General features: G+C 44.6%; 17 protein-coding genes. 12 read left to right on the forward strand and 5 right to left on the reverse strand.

Annotated elements, in window-relative coordinates:
- Positions 1 to 132: 132 nt before the first annotated feature.
- From J3U67_RS03295 to gltX, 3 genes are all read right to left on the reverse strand, one after another.
- Positions 133 to 1,797, reverse strand: coding sequence for an AMP-binding protein (locus tag J3U67_RS03295; protein WP_267403746.1), 1,665 nt, complete (start codon positions 1,795 to 1,797; stop codon positions 133 to 135).
- 151 nt (positions 1,798 to 1,948) lie between these two features.
- Complete coding sequence (gene mnmA / locus J3U67_RS03300) at positions 1,949 to 3,055, reverse strand: tRNA 2-thiouridine(34) synthase MnmA (RefSeq protein WP_267403748.1); 1,107 nt, start codon at positions 3,053 to 3,055, stop codon at positions 1,949 to 1,951.
- 258 nt (positions 3,056 to 3,313) lie between these two features.
- Positions 3,314 to 4,705, reverse strand: a complete 1,392-nt coding sequence (gene gltX / locus J3U67_RS03305) for a glutamate--tRNA ligase (protein ID WP_267403805.1) — start codon at positions 4,703 to 4,705, stop codon at positions 3,314 to 3,316.
- A 113-nt stretch (positions 4,706 to 4,818) separates the two neighbouring features.
- Here gltX and J3U67_RS03310 point away from each other — a divergent pair, with 113 nt between their 5' ends.
- From J3U67_RS03310 to J3U67_RS03340, 7 genes are all read left to right on the forward strand, one after another.
- Positions 4,819 to 5,820: an asparaginase gene (locus tag J3U67_RS03310; protein WP_267403750.1), complete on the forward strand. Its 1,002-nt coding sequence runs from the start codon at positions 4,819 to 4,821 to the stop codon at positions 5,818 to 5,820.
- 350 nt (positions 5,821 to 6,170) lie between these two features.
- A complete protein-coding gene (locus tag J3U67_RS03315) occupies positions 6,171 to 7,379 on the forward strand; it encodes a sugar efflux transporter (RefSeq protein WP_267403752.1) in 1,209 nt (402 codons plus the stop codon).
- Between the two features lie 421 nt (positions 7,380 to 7,800).
- A complete protein-coding gene (gene gabT, locus J3U67_RS03320; protein ID WP_267403754.1) occupies positions 7,801 to 9,075 on the forward strand; it encodes a 4-aminobutyrate--2-oxoglutarate transaminase in 1,275 nt (424 codons plus the stop codon).
- Between the two features lie 81 nt (positions 9,076 to 9,156).
- The gene (locus J3U67_RS03325; RefSeq protein WP_267403756.1) at positions 9,157 to 10,614 is read left to right on the forward strand and encodes an NAD-dependent succinate-semialdehyde dehydrogenase; all 1,458 of its coding nucleotides are present in this window, start codon (positions 9,157 to 9,159) and stop codon (positions 10,612 to 10,614) included.
- A gap of 155 nt (positions 10,615 to 10,769) precedes the next feature.
- On the forward strand, positions 10,770 to 12,155 hold the full coding sequence (locus tag J3U67_RS03330; RefSeq protein WP_267403758.1) for an amino acid permease: 1,386 nt from the start codon (positions 10,770 to 10,772) through the stop codon (positions 12,153 to 12,155).
- A 143-nt stretch (positions 12,156 to 12,298) separates the two neighbouring features.
- On the forward strand, positions 12,299 to 13,549 hold the full coding sequence (gene kynU / locus J3U67_RS03335) for a kynureninase (RefSeq protein ID WP_267403760.1): 1,251 nt from the start codon (positions 12,299 to 12,301) through the stop codon (positions 13,547 to 13,549).
- A gap of 82 nt (positions 13,550 to 13,631) precedes the next feature.
- Positions 13,632 to 15,011 (forward strand): amino acid permease, encoded by a 1,380-nt coding sequence (locus tag J3U67_RS03340; protein WP_267403762.1) that lies wholly within the window; start codon positions 13,632 to 13,634, stop codon positions 15,009 to 15,011.
- A gap of 343 nt (positions 15,012 to 15,354) precedes the next feature.
- Here the strand turns inward: J3U67_RS03340 and J3U67_RS03345 are convergent, their stop codons facing one another.
- On the reverse strand, positions 15,355 to 15,768 hold the full coding sequence (locus tag J3U67_RS03345; protein ID WP_267390025.1) for a DUF2628 domain-containing protein: 414 nt from the start codon (positions 15,766 to 15,768) through the stop codon (positions 15,355 to 15,357).
- A gap of 319 nt (positions 15,769 to 16,087) precedes the next feature.
- The gene (gene htpG / locus J3U67_RS03350) at positions 16,088 to 17,986 is read right to left on the reverse strand and encodes a molecular chaperone HtpG (protein WP_267403764.1); all 1,899 of its coding nucleotides are present in this window, start codon (positions 17,984 to 17,986) and stop codon (positions 16,088 to 16,090) included.
- Positions 17,987 to 18,199: 213 nt separating this feature from the next.
- Here htpG and J3U67_RS03355 point away from each other — a divergent pair, with 213 nt between their 5' ends.
- The 5 genes from J3U67_RS03355 to J3U67_RS03375 all read left to right on the forward strand — a co-directional run bounded on the left by J3U67_RS03355 (position 18,200) and on the right by J3U67_RS03375 (position 21,341).
- Positions 18,200 to 19,300, forward strand: coding sequence for a conjugal transfer protein (locus J3U67_RS03355; protein WP_267403767.1), 1,101 nt, complete (start codon positions 18,200 to 18,202; stop codon positions 19,298 to 19,300).
- A gap of 1 nt (position 19,301) precedes the next feature.
- Positions 19,302 to 19,784 carry a low molecular weight protein-tyrosine-phosphatase gene (locus tag J3U67_RS03360; RefSeq protein ID WP_267403769.1) on the forward strand — a complete coding sequence of 161 codons (483 nt, stop codon included), beginning with the start codon at positions 19,302 to 19,304 and terminating at the stop codon, positions 19,782 to 19,784.
- A 166-nt stretch (positions 19,785 to 19,950) separates the two neighbouring features.
- Entirely contained in the window at positions 19,951 to 20,679 is a 729-nt protein-coding gene (locus tag J3U67_RS03365; protein ID WP_267403771.1) for a YebC/PmpR family DNA-binding transcriptional regulator, read from the forward strand.
- Positions 20,680 to 20,748: 69 nt separating this feature from the next.
- Positions 20,749 to 20,958 carry a dioxygenase gene (locus tag J3U67_RS03370; protein ID WP_100139870.1) on the forward strand — a complete coding sequence of 70 codons (210 nt, stop codon included), beginning with the start codon at positions 20,749 to 20,751 and terminating at the stop codon, positions 20,956 to 20,958.
- The gene (locus J3U67_RS03375) at positions 20,955 to 21,341 is read left to right on the forward strand and encodes a VanZ family protein (RefSeq protein WP_267403773.1); all 387 of its coding nucleotides are present in this window, start codon (positions 20,955 to 20,957) and stop codon (positions 21,339 to 21,341) included. The genes J3U67_RS03370 and J3U67_RS03375 overlap by 4 nt, the downstream gene beginning before the upstream one ends.
- Position 21,342 lies beyond the last annotated feature (1 nt).

Raw genomic sequence — 21,342 nt, forward strand, 5'->3', positions numbered from 1 at the left:
AGCTGCTGTTTCTAAGCCATAAGAGTGAGAAAATTAGCAACAGTAGCTTTTTAGTATCAGCTACCTACCAGTCTATAAATACAAAAGCGGTTGCCGCACCATAGCAGCAACCGCTATTAATCTGCAAAACCATTATTTTTCAGTACGCAAATCCTTACGCAAAATTTTGCCTACCGCTGATTTAGGCAATTCTTCACAAAATTCGATGTCCTTCGGTACTTTATATCCCGTCAGATTCTGGCGACAGTATGCAATAATTTGCTCACGTGTCAGTGCAGGGTCACGCTTAACCACAAATAATTTTATCGCCTCACCTGTTTTCTCATTTGGCACACCGATACAGGCTGCTTCCAATACCTCTGGCATAGCAGCTACTATTTCTTCAATTTCATTCGGATAAACATTAAATCCCGATACCAAAATCATGTCTTTTTTACGGTCAACCAAACGTACATAACCCTTGGCATCGATTTCTGCCATATCACCGGTGGCGACAAAGCCACGGCTATCCAATACTTTGGCCGTTTCCTCAGGGCGGTTCCAGTAGCCCTTCATTACCTGTGGTCCCTGTACCCACAACTCTCCTACTTCACCTATGCCCAGCACTTTACCGTTATCATCTCGAATTTCAATATCGGTATTGGATACTGGTAAACCGGCTGTACCCGTGTATTCAGGATTATTCAACGGATTGGCACACACGCCTGGGCTGGCCTCAGTCAGACCATAGGCATCGATGATTGGCACCCCTGTAATCGCTTTCCATTCCTGCGCCACATTTTTCTGCGTCGCCATCCCGCCACCCAAAACAAGCTTCCATGATGAAAAATCAATTTTTTTGAATTTTTCATTATGAATCAGAGCATTAAATAGCGTATTTACCCCACTCATCACGGTGACACGATTACTTTGGAGTACTTTAACCAGCGCATTGATATCACGCGGATTGGTAATCAGAATATTTTTGGAGCCAGCATTGGCAAATATCATGATATTCACAGTGAGCGAAAAAATATGATAAAGCGGAAGCGGTGTTACTACCACTTCCTGCCCCGGTACCAGATTGGCCTTAATCCACTCTGATGCTTGCTGCATATTGGCAACAATATTTCCATGAGTCAGCATTGCACCTTTGGATATACCAGTTGTTCCACCCGTATACTGCAATAAGGCCAAATCCTCCAGCCCAAGCGGCACTGGTGTAAAGCGCTGCTTTTTACCCAATGCCAGCGCTTGCGGAAAAGTAATGGATTGCGGAATATGAAATGGTTTCACCATTTTTTTGATTTTGCGCAGCATGAAATTCACCAGCGTGCCCTTCAGCCAGCCCAACATATCTCCCATACTGGCGACAATCACCTGTTTTAGTGATGTCTGCTCCAGCACTTTTTCCACCGTATGTGCAAAATTTTCCAGCACAATAATGGCCGTCGCACCTGAATCAATTAGCTGATGCGCCAGTTCACGCGGAGTATACAGAGGATTGACATTTACGACTACACCGCCAGCCTGCAATACCCCGAACACGGCCACTGGATACTGCAACACATTCGGCATCATAATTGCCACGCGCTCACCCTTTTGCAGCTTAAGCACATTCTGCAAATAAGAAGTAAACTGATTCACCAAAGTCGCAGTCTGCGTATACGTCAGAGTGGTACCCATATTAGAAAAACTCGGCTGCGGTCCGAACTTCTTCACACTGGTGTGCAGCACGTCAATAATCGACGAATAAGCACGAACATCCACTTCTGCGCGCACCCCTTCCTGATAACTTTGTAACCAGATTTTTTCCATTATCTTTTTTCCTTTGCAACAATGCGCCTGATTTAATGTGAAGTAAGGGAACATCAGTCAAAACAGACTGTAAAGAAAACATCAAATCAGTACGACTGCATCATTGCTAGCAAGATGATTGCCCGATTATAGGCAATCGGTTGAAATTAAATTAATTATTATTAATACTGTGGCTATCGGTATCGCTGATAATACCACCACCCAAACACATTTCGCCAGCATACAGGACAGCTGACTGGCCTGGCGTCACAGCCCATTGCGGCTCATCAAATACAAGCTCGGCACTGCCATTATCAAGATAGCGCAAAGTAGCAGAAGCATCCGGCATGCGGTAACGCGTTTTCACTCCGTAGCGACCTTCAGCCGGCTGCTCAGGCGTTGTGAAACTTAAATCATGCATAATCAGGCTACGGCTGAATAGAAGCGGATGGTCATGCCCCTGTACCACTAAAAGTTCATTTCTTTTCAGATTTTTTCCAGCCACAAACCATGGTTCGCCATCACCACCGATGCCTAGCCCTTTACGCTGACCCAAAGTGTAATACATCAGACCTTCATGTTCACCTACAACATTTCCTTCCGGTGTGACCATTGCACCCGGATTGGTAGGTAAATATCGTTGTAAAAACTGCCTAAACGGCCGTTCTCCGATAAAACAGATACCTGTGCTGTCTTTTTTTGCTGCTGTAGGCAACTGTGCCTGCTCCGCTAAACGGCGTACTTCAGTTTTTTCAAGTTCACCTAACGGAAATAATGCTCGTTGCAGCTGATAAGGCTGGAGACGATATAGAAAATAGCTCTGGTCTTTGTTTTGGTCGAGCCCTTTAAGCAGATAATGCACACCATCGCGCACCTCTTTGCGGGCATAATGACCAGTAGCAATTACATCAGCACCACCGGCCAGAGCATGGTCCAGAAAACATTTGAATTTAATTTCCGCATTGCATAGCACATCCGGATTTGGTGTGCGCCCTGCCTGATATTCCTGTAGAAAGTAGGCAAAGACATTATCTTTATACTCGCTGGCAAAATTGACAATGTCTATATCCATACCAATCACATCGGCCACTGTAACAGCGTCAAGTGAGTCCTGCTTGATGGAGCAATACGCGTCATCGTTATCGTCTTCCCAGTTTTGCATGAAAACACCGCGCACATCATAACCGCCCTGTTTGAGCAGCAAGGCAGTCACCGATGAATCCACACCACCAGACATTCCAACAACAATGCGTTGAGATAAATCAGCTTTTGTATTCATTTACATTTATCCAAAATCGGCGCCGATTTTGCCACAGCCGGAGCATAGCGACAACTTACAGGCAGCATTGATACTGCATAAGGCTCGCTAACCGCCAGCATAAACACACAATACACTGCAATAAACATTAATGTGTTTACACAAGCAAACATCAATTTGAATAGGAACAAAATAAAAAACACAGGCTGTCATCACTGCGTAATCTGCCTTAAGCAAATCAATCACAATCCCGACAGCCTGTGCAAATGCAAATCAGACTCAATTCTGATGCAGGCGGTGTAATACTTCATCCCGCCCCAGTAAAGCCAATACCTGATCAATCGACGGCGTTTTGCCTGTACCACAGACTGCCAGCCGCAATGGCATACCCAATTTACCCATTTTAATATTTTCTGCTTCACAGAATGGCGCAAACAAGGCATGTATACTTTCCGCATCCCACTGTGGTAGCTTTTCCAGCTCAGCGGCAAAACGCTGCATTCGTAACGGTGCATCCATATCCCAGTGTTTGGCCACTTCTTTTTCGCTCGGTGTGGCTTTAACATAAAAATAGCTACATTCTGAGGCTAGCTGATTCAAATCCTGTGCTCGTTCCTTTACCAAAGCTATTACATCGGTCAAAGCCGGCTGTCCAGTCACCGCAATGCCCTGCTGTTCTAATCGTGGGCGTACCAGTTCAGCCAGACGTGTATCATCACTGGCTTTGATGTGCTGAGCATTCAGCCACAGCAGCTTTTCATGGTCGAAACGGCTGGCAGAAGGGCTGACATCCTTTAAATCAAACCATTGCACAAACTGAGCCATCGTGAAAAATTCGTCATCACCATGCCCCCAGCCCAAGCGTGCCAGATAATTCAACAGAGCTTCTGGCAGAATACCCTGTTTATCATAATCCACCACACTAACTGCATCACGGCGCTTACTCATTTTGGCGCCTTTTTCATTCAAAATCATTGGCAGATGTGCATACTGTGGCAGCGTGGCTCCCATAGCACGCAGAATATTAATCTGTTTCGGGGTGTTATTAACGTGATCATCACCACGGATAACCTGCGTAATCCCCATATCATAATCATCTACCACCACACAGAAATTATAGGTAGGGGTACCATCGGCGCGGGCAATAATCAGGTCATCTAAATCTTGATTGGCTATAGCAATATGGCCTTTGACCAAATCATCCCATGCCGTTTCACCAGTCAGCGGCATTTTAAAACGCACTACCGGCTGCACACCCTCTGGTATTGCAGGTAGAGTTTTACCCTCGTCCGGACGCCAGCGCCGGTCGTACCAGAAATGTTCGCCACGTGCTTCTGCTTCCTGCCGCATCGCTTCCAGCTCTTCACGGCTGGTGTAGTCATAATAGGCATGGCCAGAAGCCAGTAGCTCACGCAATACTTCAGCATAGCGGTCAAAACGCTGCGTCTGATAAAACGGGCCTTCATCATAGTCCAGACCTACCCAGTGCATCCCATCCAAAATTGCCTGCACCGATTCAGAGGTAGAGCGTTCCAAATCAGTGTCTTCAATGCGTAATACAAATTTACCCTGATGTTTACGCGCAAATGCCCATGAAAACAAAGCCGTGCGCACACCGCCAATATGTAGAAAACCGGTAGGACTGGGAGCAAAACGAGTACGTATCATGATAACCATTTCAGACGCAGAAAAACCGCTATTGTACGCGTAAGCCAGCCTGAACAAAACCCGTTCATGCTATGCTTGCGATTGCTACCCATAAGCTTTGGAAAGGCGGAATCTTTATGACAACACCGAAACATCTGGCTGTTTACTACACTGGCGGCACCATCGGCATGCAGTCCACTCCTGCCGGACTAGCGCCGGCAAACGATCTGCCGCGTCTGGCCGCCCCCATTTTTCAGGAATTTAGTAAAGAAGTGCATTGTGACTGGTTTATCAGCGACCCCTTGATTGATTCGTCGGCCATTACCTTGAGCAACTGGCAACATTGTTTAGAATGGATAGACAGCAAAGCCACAGATTATGATGGCTTGCTGATTCTGCATGGTACGGACACCATGGCTTATACTGCCAATATCATCGCACTGGCAAGGCCTCAGCTAGGTATTCCTCTTATCTTGACTGGCGCCATGCTGCCACTAGCAGCTGATAACAGCGATGCCCCACTGAATCTGCGCACAGCATTGGCCGCGTTTAGCTTGCGCGATTTTAATCAGACCGCTATCGCATTCAACGGCCAGCTCTGGCCAGCAGTTGGCAGTGTAAAAATCAGTACCGAGCAGCCGGAGGCTTTTGCCAACCCACAATTTGGCACACTGGCACAATGGTCGGCTACCGAAGGTTGGTTTAACACTAACCTTCCAGCCACACCCCCCTCTACTGCACCAGCAAGCTACCTCATTAGCAACACCGTTCGAATCCATTGTTTTACCCTTACACCGGGAGCCAATCTAGACATGATTAGCGCCAGCCTAAATCAAAACGCGCCGGACGGAGTGGTACTGCAAAGCTACGGCAATGGCAATACACCAACTGATGCAAGCTTTCTGGCAGCCATTCGCCGCATCAGTCAACAATCCATACCGGTATTAAATATCAGCCAAGTTTTGCAAGGCAACGCCTCCGCAGTTTATGCCCAAGGACATGAACTGCGCGCTGCTGGCGTGATTAATGGCGGTAAATGCAATCTGGAAACCGCTGTAGCCATTCTGACTCTCGCTGCTAGCAATCATTGGAGTAAAGAAAAAATTGAAAATCTGTTAGAAGAGCAACAGCTGATTTAACCGGTTCTACCATAATGCAGGATAATCTGTCGAAACCAACTTGTTATGCTGCATATCCCGATATACTCAAAAAAATATTATTTTTGTTTTTATCTTAATAACATTATTAATTAAAAAATTTTTTTGATTAACAAATAAAATCCTCAATTTTCATTTTCATGTATTTCCACTATTACCTGCATCCTATTTGAAATATTGTTTATCAAGCATTTATATTCACTATTTAATTTATTTATTAACAATTTCTCTGATCGCGCTTTACATATTAAACAGCCTTTGGGTACCAGCTTTTACAATGTATCAGCCGATATGTGATATAACACTTTTATTTCAGTATAGATAAATTAAGCGTGGAAGAAAAAAATAGTTTAAAACAAAAGGCCTATATTATTCTTGGTTCTTTTCTGGTGGCCGCATTCATTATTGGTATTGCCGGTGCGCTACAGGCACCCACTCTCAGCCGTTATCTGGCGAAAGAAGTGCAAGCTAACCCCTATCAGATCGGCCTATTTTATTCAGTCAATGCCATTGCTGGTATTGTTGTGAGTTTTCTTCTGGCGCAGTATTCAGATAATAAAGGTATCCGCCGCAATATTATTTTATTCTGTTGTCTGATGGGCATCGGCAACTGTATTACCTTCGCCTTTTCACGCCACTACCTATTGCTTATCTCTGTGGGTATCTTTTTTTCCGCATTCACGTCAGCTGCAATGCCGCAGATTTTTGCTTCAGCACGCGAATATACCGACCATACCGGACGTAATGTCGTGGTATTCAACGGCATTCTCCGCGCACAGTTATCATTAGCATGGGTTATCGGACCGCCCTTATCCTTTACATTGGCAGTTAAATATGGTTTTACCGCCATGTATCTGAGTGCAGCGGCTATGTTCTTGGTTGCTCTCCTAATTATTTTTATGTTTTTTCCTGCTATCAGACGTTCTGCTCCAGCCAGCAAATCTTCAGAACCAAAAGAAAAAATATTTCGCAACCGCAACGTAATGTTTTTATTTATCGCTTCAATCTGCATGGGCACAGCCAATATGATGTATTTAATTGACATGCCGCTGTATCTGAACCAGATTTTGCCATCCGCCCCATCCCTGCCCGGACATTTGATGGGCGTAGCCGCAGCCATTGAAATTCCGGCCATGCTGGTGGCTAGCATGCTGGTACCGCGTTTTGGAAATAAAAACCTAATTTGCTTTGCCGTAATATGTGGCATCATTTTCTATATAGGCATGATTATCAGTCAGAAAGAATGGATACTGATTGCGCTACAACTATTCAATGGCCTGTTTATCGGTATTGTAGCCAGTATTGGACTGATTTATTTTCAGGACCTGCTGCCAGGGCGGACGGGAGTAGCTTCAACACTATTTAATAACTGTATTTCGTGCAGCATCATTCTGGCCGGTATGTTGCAAGGCACCGCTTCAGCCAATTTTGGCCATCATTTAATTTATATTCTTGCTTTAATCATGGTATCGGTTTCCCTGATTTTCAGTCTAATAATTACCAATCCGGTACATAAAAAAACCAAACACTTAAAAAATTGATTCACACATCCTGAGCCATTTCTGGCCATCTTTCAGGCTGAACTAAACGGTTCAGCTTTTTTTACAGCATATACCTAAACTCAGATTTCTGTATGGCGAGCGCCCACCAAAAAAGAATATATGCATAAATTAAGCAATTAAATAACCATATCAAATTAGTTTGCAATACTAATTACCAACATTAATACAGATAAAATTATATAATTCCACTCATTCAGCATTTAAAACCATAATTTTTGCACATGCATCTTTCGGTTGCATTGACAGTGCAAATTTAATCCCGTAACTTAACAGAAAAATCCAAATCTTTTTTGGTTGAATAAATACAGTCAGTTAATGACATAGTTACATCGCATTACCATACATTCAGTATGCGAAAACACCAGCTCAGGCCGGTCTACATTTTTCTGGAGAGAATTTTATGAATCAAACAAGCAACGTGCGTCAGCGCCAGCTGGCTGCCGCCCCGCGTGGCGTCGGCTTTATGTGTGACTTTTATATTGATCACGCTAAAAATGCCGAATTTTGGACACCTGAAGGCAAACGTTATATTGATTTTGCCGGTGGCATCGGCGTACTCAATACCGGTCACCTACACCCTAAAGTTCAACAGGCTGTGGCCGACCAGTTGCAGAAATTTTCTCATACCTGCTTTAATACCGTGCCGTATGAGCTGTATGCCAAAGTCGCCGAAAAAATCAATGCACGTGCTCCCATCTCCGGCGATAAACGTACAATGTTTGTTACTTCCGGTGCCGAAGCAGTAGAAAACGCCATCAAAATTGCTCGAGCCTATACCAAACGGCGCGGCGTCATTGCTTTCAATGGTGCTTTTCATGGCCGTACCAATCTAACCATGGCTTTAACCGGTAAAATTGCCCCTTATAAAGTTGATTTTGGGCCATTTCCAGCCGACATCGTTCATGCGCCCTATCCCAACGCTTTACATGGCGTGAGCATAGAGGATGCCCTTCATGGTCTGCATAATATTTTTAAATGCCATCTGGCTGCCAGCGACGTTGCAGCTATCATCATCGAAGTAGTACAAGGTGAAGGAGGCTTCAATGTTACCCCAAATGAATTCCTGCGCGCTTTACGACAGCTGGCAGATGAACACGGCATTGTGCTGATTTTTGATGAAATCCAATCTGGTTTTGCACGTAGCGGCAAGCTGTTCGCCACAGAATGGACAGGTGTTGAACCCGATTTAATGACTATTGCCAAATCTCTGGCCGGTGGATTTCCCTTATCCGGCGTAGTAGGCAAAGAAGTTATTATGAACGCACCGGTAGTCGGTGGTCTGGGTGGTACCTATGCAGGCAGCCCGCTGGGTCTGGCTGCGGCTGATGCTGTGATCGATGTGATTGAAACCGAAAAATTGTGTGAACGCGCCACAGTGCTGGGCAACCGTTTAAAGGAACGCTTCAACAGTCTGAAACAAACGATACCAGAAATTGCCGAAGTACGCGGCCCCGGCTCCATGGTTGCACTGGAACTAGTGAAAGCAGGCACGTCCGAACCGAATGCCGAAATGACCAAAAAAGTTCAGCAATTATCACTTGAAAATGGACTAATGATTCTCACTTGCGGCCAGTACTATAACGTCATCCGCTGCCTGTACCCGCTCACCATTGAAGACAATGTATTTGATGAGGCACTAAACATACTTGAAGCAGCCGTGCGTCAGGCTCAATAATAACTACTCAGCAAGCTGCCGGTGCTCACCGCATATTTGGCAGCCTGTAATGTCTGATACAGTTAATTTGGAAAAAAAATTATGCAACTGCATGATCCTGCACTTTTAAAAACCCAATGTCTGATAAATGGCCAATGGGTAAATGCTGATAACAGCGCTGTTATTTCAGTTATCAATCCAGCCAACGGACACAATCTGGCCGATGTACCACGCATGGGTGCCGCAGAAGCAGAACGTGCCGTCGCCGCGGCACAGGCTGCCTTGAAACCATGGCAGGCCAAATCAGCCAAAGAACGCAGTAATCTGCTGCGCTGCTGGTTTGAGCTGATGATGCAGCATCAGGAGGATTTAGGCATTATCCTGACCTCAGAACAAGGCAAACCTTTAGCCGAAGCCAAAGGTGAAATTGCCTATGGTGCATCTTATCTAGAATGGTATGCCGAAGAAGCCAAACGCATTTACGGCGACACCATACCAGCAACATCCAACGACAAACGCATTATGGTACTCAAGCAGCCGATAGGTGTGTGTGCCGCGATTACCCCGTGGAACTTTCCCAATGCCATGATTACGCGCAAAATTGCGCCGGCGCTGGCTGCTGGGTGTACTTTTGTTATCCGTCCTGCATCACAAACCCCGCTCTCTGCACTGGCTATTGCCGAACTAGCTCAACGTGCTGGCATTCCAGCCGGCGTAGTGAATGTTATCACTGGCAGCTCAAGTGAAATTGGCAAAGTACTTACCGAAGACGAACGGGTGAAAAAATTCAGCTTCACCGGTTCTACCGAAGTAGGCCGCAAACTAATTGCGCAATGTGCCGGCACCGTGAAAAAAGTTTCCATGGAGCTGGGCGGCAATGCACCATTTATCGTATTTAACGACGCCGATATCGATGCCGCCGTTGAAGGCGCAATGATTTCCAAATTCCGAAATGCCGGCCAGACTTGTGTCTGTGCCAACCGCTTATACGTACAAAGCGCAGTTTACGATGAGTTTGTCAGCAAACTGGCTCAGGCCATCGCTAAACTGAAAATCGGCAATGGACTAGAACAAGATGTTACTGTCGGCCCCTTGATTGACGCCAGTGCTGTAAACAAGGTTCAAGAACACATTGCTGACGCAGTAAGCAAAGGTGCAGAAATTGTAACCGGAGGTACTGCAGACCATCACGGCGAACTCTTCTTTCAGCCCACCCTGCTGAAAAATGTGACACAGGAAATGAAAGTGGCACGTGAAGAAACTTTCGGCCCGTTGGCACCGGTATTTCGCTTCGACAGCGAAGAAGATGTGGTCAGCTGGGCAAACGATACAGAATTCGGATTGGCCAGCTATTTTTACAGTCGAGACATCGGCCGTATCGTACGTGTCAGCGAAAATCTGGATTATGGCATGGTAGCCATCAATACCGGCCTGTTATCGAATGAAGCTGCTCCATTTGGTGGCGTCAAACAATCTGGCCTTGGACGTGAAGGGTCCAAATACGGCATTGAAGATTACCTTGAAATCAAATACATATTACTGGCCGGTATCGATCAGTAAATTCTGAATCAGCGGCAGCATTCTTCCATGCTGCCGCATTCCCCGCTGCAATTATAAAAAAACCTGAATGCTCTGCATCGATCAGGAAGACTTTTTGCGGGCTGCAATTGACTTAATTAGTCTGTCTGGCACTAATTCTTTTAGAGGAGAAAACATTGAGTACGTCATCTACATTAAAAAATGGACTGAAATCCCGCCACTTGACCATGATATCTATAGCTGGCGTAATTGGTGGCGCCCTTTTTATCGGTTCGGGTTCAGTAATTTTTCATACCGGTCCGGCTGCCATATTGGCTTATGCTGCTGGTGGTCTATTGGTGATGTTGATTATGCGAATGCTCGGTGAAATGGCCGTGGCTCATCCCGACAGTGGCTCTTTTTCCACATATGCCGATATTGCTATCGGCCGCTGGGCTGGATTCAGTATTGGCTGGCTTTACTGGTATTTTTGGGCTCTACTAATGGGCTGGGAAGCTTATGTAGCCGGTAAAATTCTTAACAACTGGTTTCCGCTGATACCCATTTGGGGCTACATGCTGGCAGTAACCATCGCATTAGTCATCATCAATCTAATGGATGTAAAGAATTACGGCGAATTTGAATTCTGGTTTGCCTTGATCAAAGTAGTTGCAATTGTTTTGTTTTTGATTATAGGCAGTCTGGCCATCATGCATTTATGGCCATGGGGACAGGCAGATGCACAGGGATGGTCGCATTTAACCGGTCAGGGCTTTATGCCCAATGGCATCTCATCCGTGGTTACCGCACTGCTTGGGGTTATGTTTGCTTATATAGGAGCTGAAATCGTTACTGTTGCCGCTGCTGAATCCAGCCATCCAGCTACAGAAATCCGCAAAGCAACCAAATCCGTAGTCTGGCGCATTATTCTGTTTTATGTGGGTTCAATTTTTATCACCGTGTGTCTGATTCAATACAACGACCCGCATCTGAAGGATGCCACTTGGGGCACATACAGCGTGGTACTTACTTCTCTCGGTATTCCACAGGCACGCCACATTGTTAACTTTGTTGTACTCACATCCGTACTCAGTTGTTTTAATTCCGCTCTATACACCTGCTCACGTATGCTCTATTCATTAGCCAAACGCGGCGATGCCCATCAAATAATGGCCTATACTTCAAAAAACGGCAGCCCACAAATTGGCGTATTAGTATCCTGTGTCTTTACCTTATTGGCCGTATACCTTACCGCCACAGCTAAAATGAATGTTTACGACGTATTGATGACCGCTACCGGCACCATTGCTCTGTATGTCTATCTGGCCATTAGCTTCTCTCAATTATTTCTACGCAAAAAATTGGAAAAACAGGGAAAAATCATTAGTTTTAAAATGTGGTGCTTTCCTTGGCTCACCTATTTGGTTATCGCTCTAATTATTGCATCCATCATCACCATGATATTTGAAGGCACCTATAAATATGAAGTCATTTACACCAGCATATTGGCTGCCGTTATCCTGCTGATGGGTATGTTGGCTCAGATATTCAAAATCGGCAGCAACCAAACCCGTATTGAATAAACCAAATCGACATCCCATGCAGAAAATTTAATAATCTGAAAAATATTGATACAGCTTAACCGAACTAAATAAATTGTGAATTTATTTACCATCACCAGCTGCAATTCAGTACACTATTCATTTTCAGATTTAAACTGAGCACAATGATTACACAAGAACAATGTCAGCAATGGGATGCTAAAGACACACTGGCAATATTTAAAAACCAGTTTGAATTACCACAAGGGGTCATCTATCTGGATGGTAATTCTCTCGGTGCCAAGCCTCGTAAGGCCACTGAGCAAGCACAGGCTGTAATTAATCAACAATGGGGCACAGACCTGATTAATAGCTGGAACAAAGCCGGCTGGTGGGATTTGCCGCTGCGGCTTGGCAACAAAATCGGCCAGCTCATAGGGGCTAGAGAAAATGAAACTGTCGTTACAGATACCACCAGCCTTAATCTTTTTAAAGTACTGGCAGCCGCGGTCGATATTCAGCAGCAAAAAGACAACCGCCGTAAAATCATCATAGCCGAACGTGATTCCTTCCCCACAGATATCTACATGATTGAAGGATTCATGGCGCTGATTAATCAGGGCTATCAACTCCAGTTAGTAGATACACCAGCAGATCTGGCCGAAAGCATTAATCAGCATACTGCCGTAGTTGTGCTGTCACATGTCAATTATCGTACCGGCTACCTGCACAATATGGCATCCACCAATGAACTTGTGCATAGTCATGGTGCCCTGCTTATTTGGGACTTATGTCATTCCATCGGTGCCGTACCCATTGATTTAAATAGTAGTAATAGCGACTTTGCCATCGGCTGTACCTACAAATACCTTAATGGTGGCCCTGGTGCTCCTGCCATGCTATGGGTGCATCAGCGCTATCAGACCGCATTCAGCCAGCCATTATCAGGCTGGTGGGGACACGAAAAACCGTTTGATATGGCAGCCAGCTATACACCTGCCGACAACATTCGTCGTTACCTCTGCGGTACACAGCCAATTGTCTCTATGAGCCTTATAGAGTGTGGCGTTGATATCTTTCTCCAAACTGATATGCAAGCCGTACGACACAAATCACTGCAACTGACCGATTTACTCATCAACCTCACTGAGCAGGAATGTGCCGGCCTTGGACTTACCTTGATTACCCCGCGCAAACATGAGCATCGCGGCAGTCACGTTAGCCTACGCCATCCACATGGTTATGCCATTGTACAGGCTCTGATTGCCCGCGGGGTAATTGGTGACTATCGCGAACCCGAAGTAATCAGGCTCGGCGTCACACCGCTATACCTGAGCTATACCGATATCTGGCAGGCTGTTCAGCATTTGAAACAGGTACTGATCAATCAGGAATGGGCACAGCCTAAGTTTCATACACGTGGGCAAGTAACCTGATAGACCGTTCTTTCATTCAGTCAGCTAAAAGCCGAGCGTGAATCTTCTGCTCGGCTTGTGCATCTCATCCTGAGGAAAAAAGATGAGCAATTTCGAGCGTATACAGTCGCGGGAAACCGGCCTGCATAAAAAACTATCTGCCAGCCAGATGAGCATGATTGCCATTGGCGGTGCCATTGGTACCGGCTTGTTTTTAGGCAGCAAATTTGCTATCGGCTTTGCCGGCCCTGCAGTAATTATCAGCTATACCCTTGGCGGACTAATTGCATTGGCACTTATGGGTTGTCTGGCAGAAATGACCGTCCAGCACCCCACATCCGGCTCATTTGGCGCTTATGCTGAATTCTATCTGCACCCACTGGCCGGCTTTCTGGTACGCTACAGTTACTGGGCTTGCATCGTATTAGCCGTAGGTACAGAAGTCACCGCCATTGCCGAATACATGAAATTCTGGTTTCCGCAAGTAGATTCATGGGTATGGATAGCCCTGTTTTCCTGCTGTTTGATTGGCGTCAACGCTTACAGTGTTAAAGCATTTGGTTCAGTAGAGTACTGGTTCTCAACCATCAAAATATTTGCCATCATAGTATTCATTTTGCTGGCAGTAGCTGTATTGGTATCGCAAGGCAGTATCATCCGCATTGAGCACAATCTGTTTGGCAATGGCTTTGCCCCGCACGGATTTTCGGGTATTTGGACAGGAGTGATTATTTCGATATTCAGCTATCTGGGCATCGAAATGATTGCCATTGCCGCCGGAGAAGCCACTCACCCCGAGCAAGCTGTAAAAACAGCTTTCAAAGGTACACTAGCGCGACTGTTGATTTTCTACTTACTTGCACTCAGTCTGATAGTAATGCTGGTACCATGGCAGGAACTAATCAAAACAGGTAGTACCAGCCCCTTTGTAACTGTCATGCAAAACGTCGGCATTCCTTATGCAGACAGCATCCTTAATTTTATTGTTATCGTGGCCGCACTTTCTGCAATGAATAGCATGCTCTACATTGCCACACGTATGATGTTCAGCCTTTCTCGCGCCAACGAAGCACCACAAATACTCGGTAAAGTAAAAAGCAACGGTGTGCCATTGAATGCGCTGGCTTTATCTTCCGCGGGAATTGCTGTAGCGGCTCTGGTATATATGTTTAAACCGGATAGCGCTTTTCAAGTAATGATAGCGTTATCTATGTTTGGTGCTTTATTCAGTTGGGGAGCCGTATTTTTGACCCATCTGTGTTTTCGTATCCGCATGCAGAGACAGCAGCAGACACTAAAATTTCGTGTACCCGGATTTCCTTATATTACGCTGGCCGGTTTAATATCCATCATCAGTATTTTGATAACAACATGGTTTACACCGATTTTCCACGCCACTCTTCTATTTGGTCTTCCTTTTCTAGTGTGCTTAGTACTAGCCTTTCTCATTCAGGCATGTCATAAAAAAAACACAGCAAAGTAAACCTTTCTTATTCAAATACAAAAGCAGCTTAGAGGCCTTACTCTGAAGCTGCTTTTATATTTCTTAAACATTACCACATATTATTACAAATAGATAAAATATAATTTTCTTAATATACTAAATCAAAATATGCTTTTCAAAGGCAATATAATGAATAATATTTGCATATTTATCTAAAAAATTGTCATTACTACTTCAGCACAAACTTATAATTTATTCAAAATATATAATTCGACTATTTATTATATGAGAAAATAGAATCAATAAATATATGACGAGAATCTATACCAAATAAATATAAACTAAAGTTTCACAATCATGAGTAGAGTATTATTCAGTCAGCTTAAAACACTCCTTCAAATATATTAAAAGATTTGGATTTTTTTACTCGGTGTAAATAATAAGCCGGATTGGCAAGTACCATTGAGCTAAACATATTTACAAAAATTATAATCGAATTTTTTCCACCAATAGCAGAAAGAAAAGCATCAATAAATATTAAGAGAAACAACAAGACAATAGCTTTCCGCCACATGCCTGTACATAAAAAATACAGTGGACCGAAAAATAATGAACCTATATTATTTGCTAATATAAAACGCTTACCCATAGGTAAAGCTTTAAATGCCTCTTTAAATCTTGATGCATTTTTACGTTCAGGCAAACCATTTTCTTCATAAAATTCAAATCTGAATTGCCAAGCGTTACTTAAACCCCAATTAGAAAAAGCAAAATTTTCCTGACTATTATCATCCATCGTTTCACCTAAAACTATTGTTAAAAAAATAAAATTTTTATTACATTTAATAACGGATAATATTTCAATTTAACCAATTTTTCAATCTATCCTATTATTTTATTTACTGATATTTGAAATTTTGATTCAAAAATAGTCATATGTATATTTTAGAAGATAAATAACTCATGCCTCTGCCATTATCTGCATCAAAACATGAAAAAATTCATTTCATAGCCATTAATACAAATAGCATCACTCAGCAATATATTAAAATCAAAAAATTACTTAGACATAAAAAAGCTGCCTTAAATAAGGCAGCTTAGACTAAAAAATTCTATTACTGATTCATCGTAAGTAACAAATGATTCATACGTTTCACAAATGCAGCCGGATTTTCCAGCTTACCGCCCTCAGCCAACAGTGCCTGGTCATAAACCAGTTCAGCCAACTCATTACGCTGAGCTTCGTCTTGTTCCACAGCAATTTTCTTAATCAGCGGATGTTCGGGGTTAATTTCCAGCGTAGGTTTCGTATGCGGAATTTGTCCGGCAGCACCCGAAGCCTCAAGCATGCGTGCCAGATGCTGGCTCATATCATGCTCACCTACTACCAAACAGGCTGGACTATCTGTCAGCCGTGCCGTTGCCCGCACAGCTTCCACCTTATCGCCCAGTGCAGTCTTGATCTGTTCTACCAATTCTTTATTGTCTTCTTCGGTTTTTGCCTGTGCCGCTTTTTCTTCCTCATCGGCCAAATTACCCAGATCCAGTGATCCTTTGGCCACACTCACCAGAGCCTTACCATCAAATTCCGGCAGACTATTCACTACCCATTCATCCACACGGTCAGTCAGTAGTAATACCTCAACACCTTTTTTCAGGAAGATTTCCAAATGTGGACTGTTTTTTGCTGCGGCATAACTATCGGCGGTAATGTAATAAATCTTTTCCTGACCTTCCTTCATGCGGCCAATATAATCAGCTAGTGAAACATTTTGCTCACTACTATCATTATGGGTGGAAGCAAAACGACACAAACCAGCAATCTTTTCCTTATTACTGAAATCTTCAGCAATACCTTCTTTCAGCGTATTCCCGAATACCTGCCAGAATTCAGTATATTTTTCCGGCTGGTTTTTCTTTAAATCTTCAATCAATGACAAAACTTTTTTCACACTACCAGCACGAATCGCATCCAGATCACGGCTTTCCTGCAGAATTTCACGTGATACATTCAGTGGTAGATCACTGCTGTCTATCACGCCACGGATAAAACGCAAATAAGAAGGCATTAGCTTTTTTGCGTCATCCATAATAAATACACGTTTCACATACAACTGCACCCCATGCTTGGGTTCACGTTCATACAAATCAAATGGTGCATGTTTAGGGATATACAGCAAACCCGTATACTCATGCCGGCCTTCTACCCGAAAATGAGTCCATGCCAACGCATCATCATAATCATGTGAAACATGACGATAAAATGTCTGATACTGCTCATCACTGATTTCATTTTTCGGGCGTTGCCACAGCGCCTGCGCCTGATTCACCACCTCCAGCTCATCAGACGGTTTTACATTACCTTCTTCATCATATTCCGGTGCTTTTTTCATATAAATCGGCACAGAAATGTGGTCACTGTAAGTCGTCACAATGCGACGCAAAGTCCAGTCAGACAGCAAATCCTTCTCATCTTCTTTCAGATGTAAAATCACATCAGTACCACGAGAAGCTTTGCTAATCGGCTCAACAGTAAATTCACCGTCACCGGCACTTACCCAGCGCACCCCTTCATTTTCAGCCACACCAGCTTTACGACTTTCAACAGTTACGCTGTCGGCCACAATGAAAGCAGAATAAAAGCCCACACCAAACTGGCCAATCAAATTGGCATCTTTCTTATCATCACCTGTCAGCTTTTCCAAAAACGCTTTGGTACCCGATTTGGCAATAGTGCCCAGATGCTCGATCACATCTGCTTCACTCATACCAATACCGTTATCAGAAACCGTAATCGTTTTGGCTTCCGCATCCGCAGTTACCGTGATTCTGAATTCAGCATCATCACCGAGCAAAGAAGCATCATTCAATGATTCAAAGCGCAACTTATCACAGGCATCGGCCGCATTGGAAATCAGCTCTCGCAAAAAAATCTCTTTATTACTGTACAAAGAGTGAATCATCAGCTGTAACAACTGCTTAACTTCAGTCTGAAAACTGTGTGTTTGTTTCATAATTGTTCTCGAATTACCCAAAAATAATTGTTGTTTGATAAAAATAAGGGCAGCCCGATTCAGTTTCAAGCCAAACAGCTAATCAAATCCGCAGCAATCTACAGTATAAAATTCCACGGGTCACAAACAGAAAATACCCCTGTACTCGTTTCACACAAAACTAATTGCTACAATATCACCTTTACACAAGTCTACTTAAACAGACACAACATCATGAACACACATCACTGTCTGCCTGATACAAGGGCATTTCCAACTGATCCAGTCAAAAACGACCTGCTCATGCATGCAGCCAGCTTGGCCAACCCAACATCCAAAGCACAGACCACCCTTGCCCGCGAAAGTCTGCATGTAGAAATCAGCCGCATGCTGGCCCAAAACCATTACACCAACCTCGCCGTAGCCTTGTCCATGGCAGCCAGCAGCAAGATATACAACATCCTCTGGGAAAGCCTAGAAAACGTCTTACAGGCACACACACCCACAGAAGTACAATGGCTCGCACTGCCTGTCATTGTTGTAGGTGGAGCCAAAGAAAATATTTGTCTTCCCGACACTATCCCAGTAACTGCCATAGCTGAAATCTTTAAAAACCAACCATGGACAGATGCTTGGCAAACCATTCACTGGGCACCTCATCTCATTAATGACACCACTCTGAGCCACATCAAGGCCAGTCAATGGTTCGCTGCCAAGCAAAATCCACAAAGCGCTGCAGAATTTCTCAGTCAGCTGCCGCACACCCCGCTTATAGTGGAAACGGGCCAGTCAGTACAAGTATTTTACGCACTTGGCTTTGCCGGCTCAGACATCCTACCAGCCCTCGGCCATCAGCTAGCAGATACCGCCCTACCCCTGATGCAGGTTTGGCAAACCCATCTAGCCAGTGCCGGAGCCACATTATTTACTAATCCGCTGCCACCGCAATCACCACTCAATGCCTTACGCAGCGGCAGTGCTATGCGTTTGCGTATGGCGTGTGATGTATTTACCACCAATGCCATCCGTTCTATTCGCTTGCAAAGCCCGCGCGTGGGCGTGGTTATCGCAGCACAAGATGGTGGCAATATCCTGTTTGGATTCAACGCTACCGACAGCGCATTCGAACTTCAGCCGCAGATTTTCCGCTGGCCGCTTACTCAAGCGGATGATATCGATACCATCGTACAAAATTTCATAGATTTACTGGCCGAATGCCATGTTGAAAACATCCACCTACTGCATGAGCCCATCAGTGCGCAAGCACAACTACCCAGCTATGCCCAATCCATCAACATGATCGGGCATAATCCACTATTTCCGCGGAGCCACTGACATGCCGGCCACCAAAGTATTATTTGTCTGTTTAGGTAACATCTGCCGTTCACCCATGGCCGAATATATCCTGCGCAAACTCGTAGCAGAAAAAGGGCTGAGTGAACAAATTGAAATAGCCAGTGCCGGTACATCCGGCTGGCACAACGGCGAAGACATGCATCAAGGCACAAAACAAATTCTCATTGCTCATAATATCAACAGCGATGGATTTCAAAGCAGCGAGGTCAGGCCAGAAGATATCGCCATTTACGATCATATCATCGCCATGGATGACAAAAATCTACATGATTTAGCCCGTATTTTCGGCGATAGCCGTCCAGACAGAGTTTACAAAATTACCGACTTGCTGCCAGAAAGTGAATACGATTATGTCCCCGATCCCTATTTCAGCGGCAATTTTAGCGAAACCTACACCATCATCCATGCAGGCTGCATTGCATGGTTAAATCATTGGCAACGCCAACATATACAAAAACTCTAGCTTGCTTCATCTCAATACAAACCATAGAGCAGCCTACTCAATAAAAAAGCAATATGGTAAAATTAATACCATATTTCAATTATTTGATGGCGTTAAAACCTGCCAAAGCCAAAAGCTTTGGCATTGTTTTGATACATAAAATCATCATAGAAACAAGGATTTTAAAATGGCAGGACACAGCAAGTGGGCCAATATCCAGCATCGTAAAGGGCGTCAGGATGCCAAACGCGGCAAAATCTTCACCCGCCTGATTAAAGAAATTACCATTGCCGCCAGACTAGGTGGCGGTGATCCATCAGCCAATCCGCGCCTGCGTCTGGCAATGGATAAAGCCACCGATGCCAACATGCCTAAAGACAATATTCAGCGTGCCATAGACAAAGGCACTGGCAATCTCGAAGGTGTCGAATATGTAGAACTGCGCTATGAAGGGTATGGTACAGGTGGTGCTGCAGTGATGGTAGACTGCCTCACCGACAACAAAACCCGTACCGTAGCCGATGTACGCCATGCCTTTACCAAGCACGGCGGCAATCTGGGTACAGATGGTTCTGTAGCCTTTCAGTTTGCGCATCAGGGCTATTTACTCTTTAGCCCCGACGTTGATGAAGATAGCCTTATGGAAGCAGCCCTCGAAGCCGGCGCAGATGATGTCATCATACAGGAAGACGGTTCAAAAGAAGTCATTACTGAGCCTTATCAGTACAGCAGCATCAAAGAAGCACTCGAACAAGCAGGATTTCATGCTGCTGACGGCGAAGTCACCATGCGTCCGGTCAACGAAACCGTACTAGAAGGTGAAGAGGCAGAAAAAATGCAACGCTTACTTGACGCTCTCGAAGACCTCGACGACGTTCAGAACGTCTACACCACCGCGGTACTGGATACCGAATAAAGTCAAACGGACTGCTATTCAGTCCGTTTTTTCTTACCTCCCCTCAACAGGCACAAAACGCTCAGATTCATGCAAGCCACTACCCAATTTTTTCAAACTGCTTCTGCCGGAGAATGTGCCGAAGTTCTCGATTTTTGGTTAAATGAATGCAGCATAGATGAAGCACCGGATACTGCAACCATACAGCAATGGCAACAGCTATTTTTACAGCGCGGCAATAAATTCATTCGCCTAGCATCTTTGTGCCAGCAATGGCTCAGCGAAGCAGAATCCCGATGAAAGCTACCATTTATTTCAACAAATGGCTGCTCATTGCCATCATGTGGTTTCTAGCTAGCATTTATTTTCTGTTTTTCAAATCCAGCGGCACTCCTGTGCCTATTCCACAGTTCGATAAAATCTGCCACTTCGGCCTGTTTTTTGGCCAATTCTGGTTAATGGCCAAAGCCTGTTTCAGTGCTGGTTTCACCATACCCCAACGTCTGCTTCTCATCAGCGCCATTATCTGGGCAGCCACCAGCGAAGTCATTCAAGCACTGTTTACCACCCGCAATGGCGATATAATGGATGCCATTGCCGACCTTAGCGGTGCCATACTCGCACTATGGCTGGCTCAACAAATACAAACTGCTCGCCGCAACGGCAGCAGGGAGAAATACTAAT

This window comes from Snodgrassella sp. B3837 (assembly GCF_026535955.1).
Taxonomy (GTDB): domain Bacteria; phylum Pseudomonadota; class Gammaproteobacteria; order Burkholderiales; family Neisseriaceae; genus Snodgrassella; species Snodgrassella alvi_E.

Bases quoted from the DNA above. Each gene is read 5' to 3' on its own strand.
- J3U67_RS03295 (WP_267403746.1), bottom strand. From the start codon at position 1,797: ATGGAAAAAATCTGGTTACAAAGTTATCAGGAAGGGGTGCGCGCAGAA.
- mnmA (WP_267403748.1), bottom strand. From the start codon at position 3,055: ATGAATACAAAAGCTGATTTATCTCAACGCATTGTTGTTGGAATGTCT.
- J3U67_RS03310 (WP_267403750.1), top strand. From the start codon at position 4,819: ATGACAACACCGAAACATCTGGCTGTTTACTACACTGGCGGCACCATC.
- gabT (WP_267403754.1), top strand. From the start codon at position 7,801: ATGAATCAAACAAGCAACGTGCGTCAGCGCCAGCTGGCTGCCGCCCCG.
- J3U67_RS03325 (WP_267403756.1), top strand. From the start codon at position 9,157: ATGCAACTGCATGATCCTGCACTTTTAAAAACCCAATGTCTGATAAAT.
- kynU (WP_267403760.1), top strand. From the start codon at position 12,299: ATGATTACACAAGAACAATGTCAGCAATGGGATGCTAAAGACACACTG.
- J3U67_RS03340 (WP_267403762.1), top strand. From the start codon at position 13,632: ATGAGCAATTTCGAGCGTATACAGTCGCGGGAAACCGGCCTGCATAAA.
- J3U67_RS03345 (WP_267390025.1), bottom strand. From the start codon at position 15,768: ATGGATGATAATAGTCAGGAAAATTTTGCTTTTTCTAATTGGGGTTTA.
- htpG (WP_267403764.1), bottom strand. From the start codon at position 17,986: ATGAAACAAACACACAGTTTTCAGACTGAAGTTAAGCAGTTGTTACAG.
- J3U67_RS03355 (WP_267403767.1), top strand. From the start codon at position 18,200: ATGAACACACATCACTGTCTGCCTGATACAAGGGCATTTCCAACTGAT.
- J3U67_RS03360 (WP_267403769.1), top strand. From the start codon at position 19,302: ATGCCGGCCACCAAAGTATTATTTGTCTGTTTAGGTAACATCTGCCGT.
- J3U67_RS03365 (WP_267403771.1), top strand. From the start codon at position 19,951: ATGGCAGGACACAGCAAGTGGGCCAATATCCAGCATCGTAAAGGGCGT.
- J3U67_RS03370 (WP_100139870.1), top strand. From the start codon at position 20,749: ATGCAAGCCACTACCCAATTTTTTCAAACTGCTTCTGCCGGAGAATGT.
- J3U67_RS03375 (WP_267403773.1), top strand. From the start codon at position 20,955: ATGAAAGCTACCATTTATTTCAACAAATGGCTGCTCATTGCCATCATG.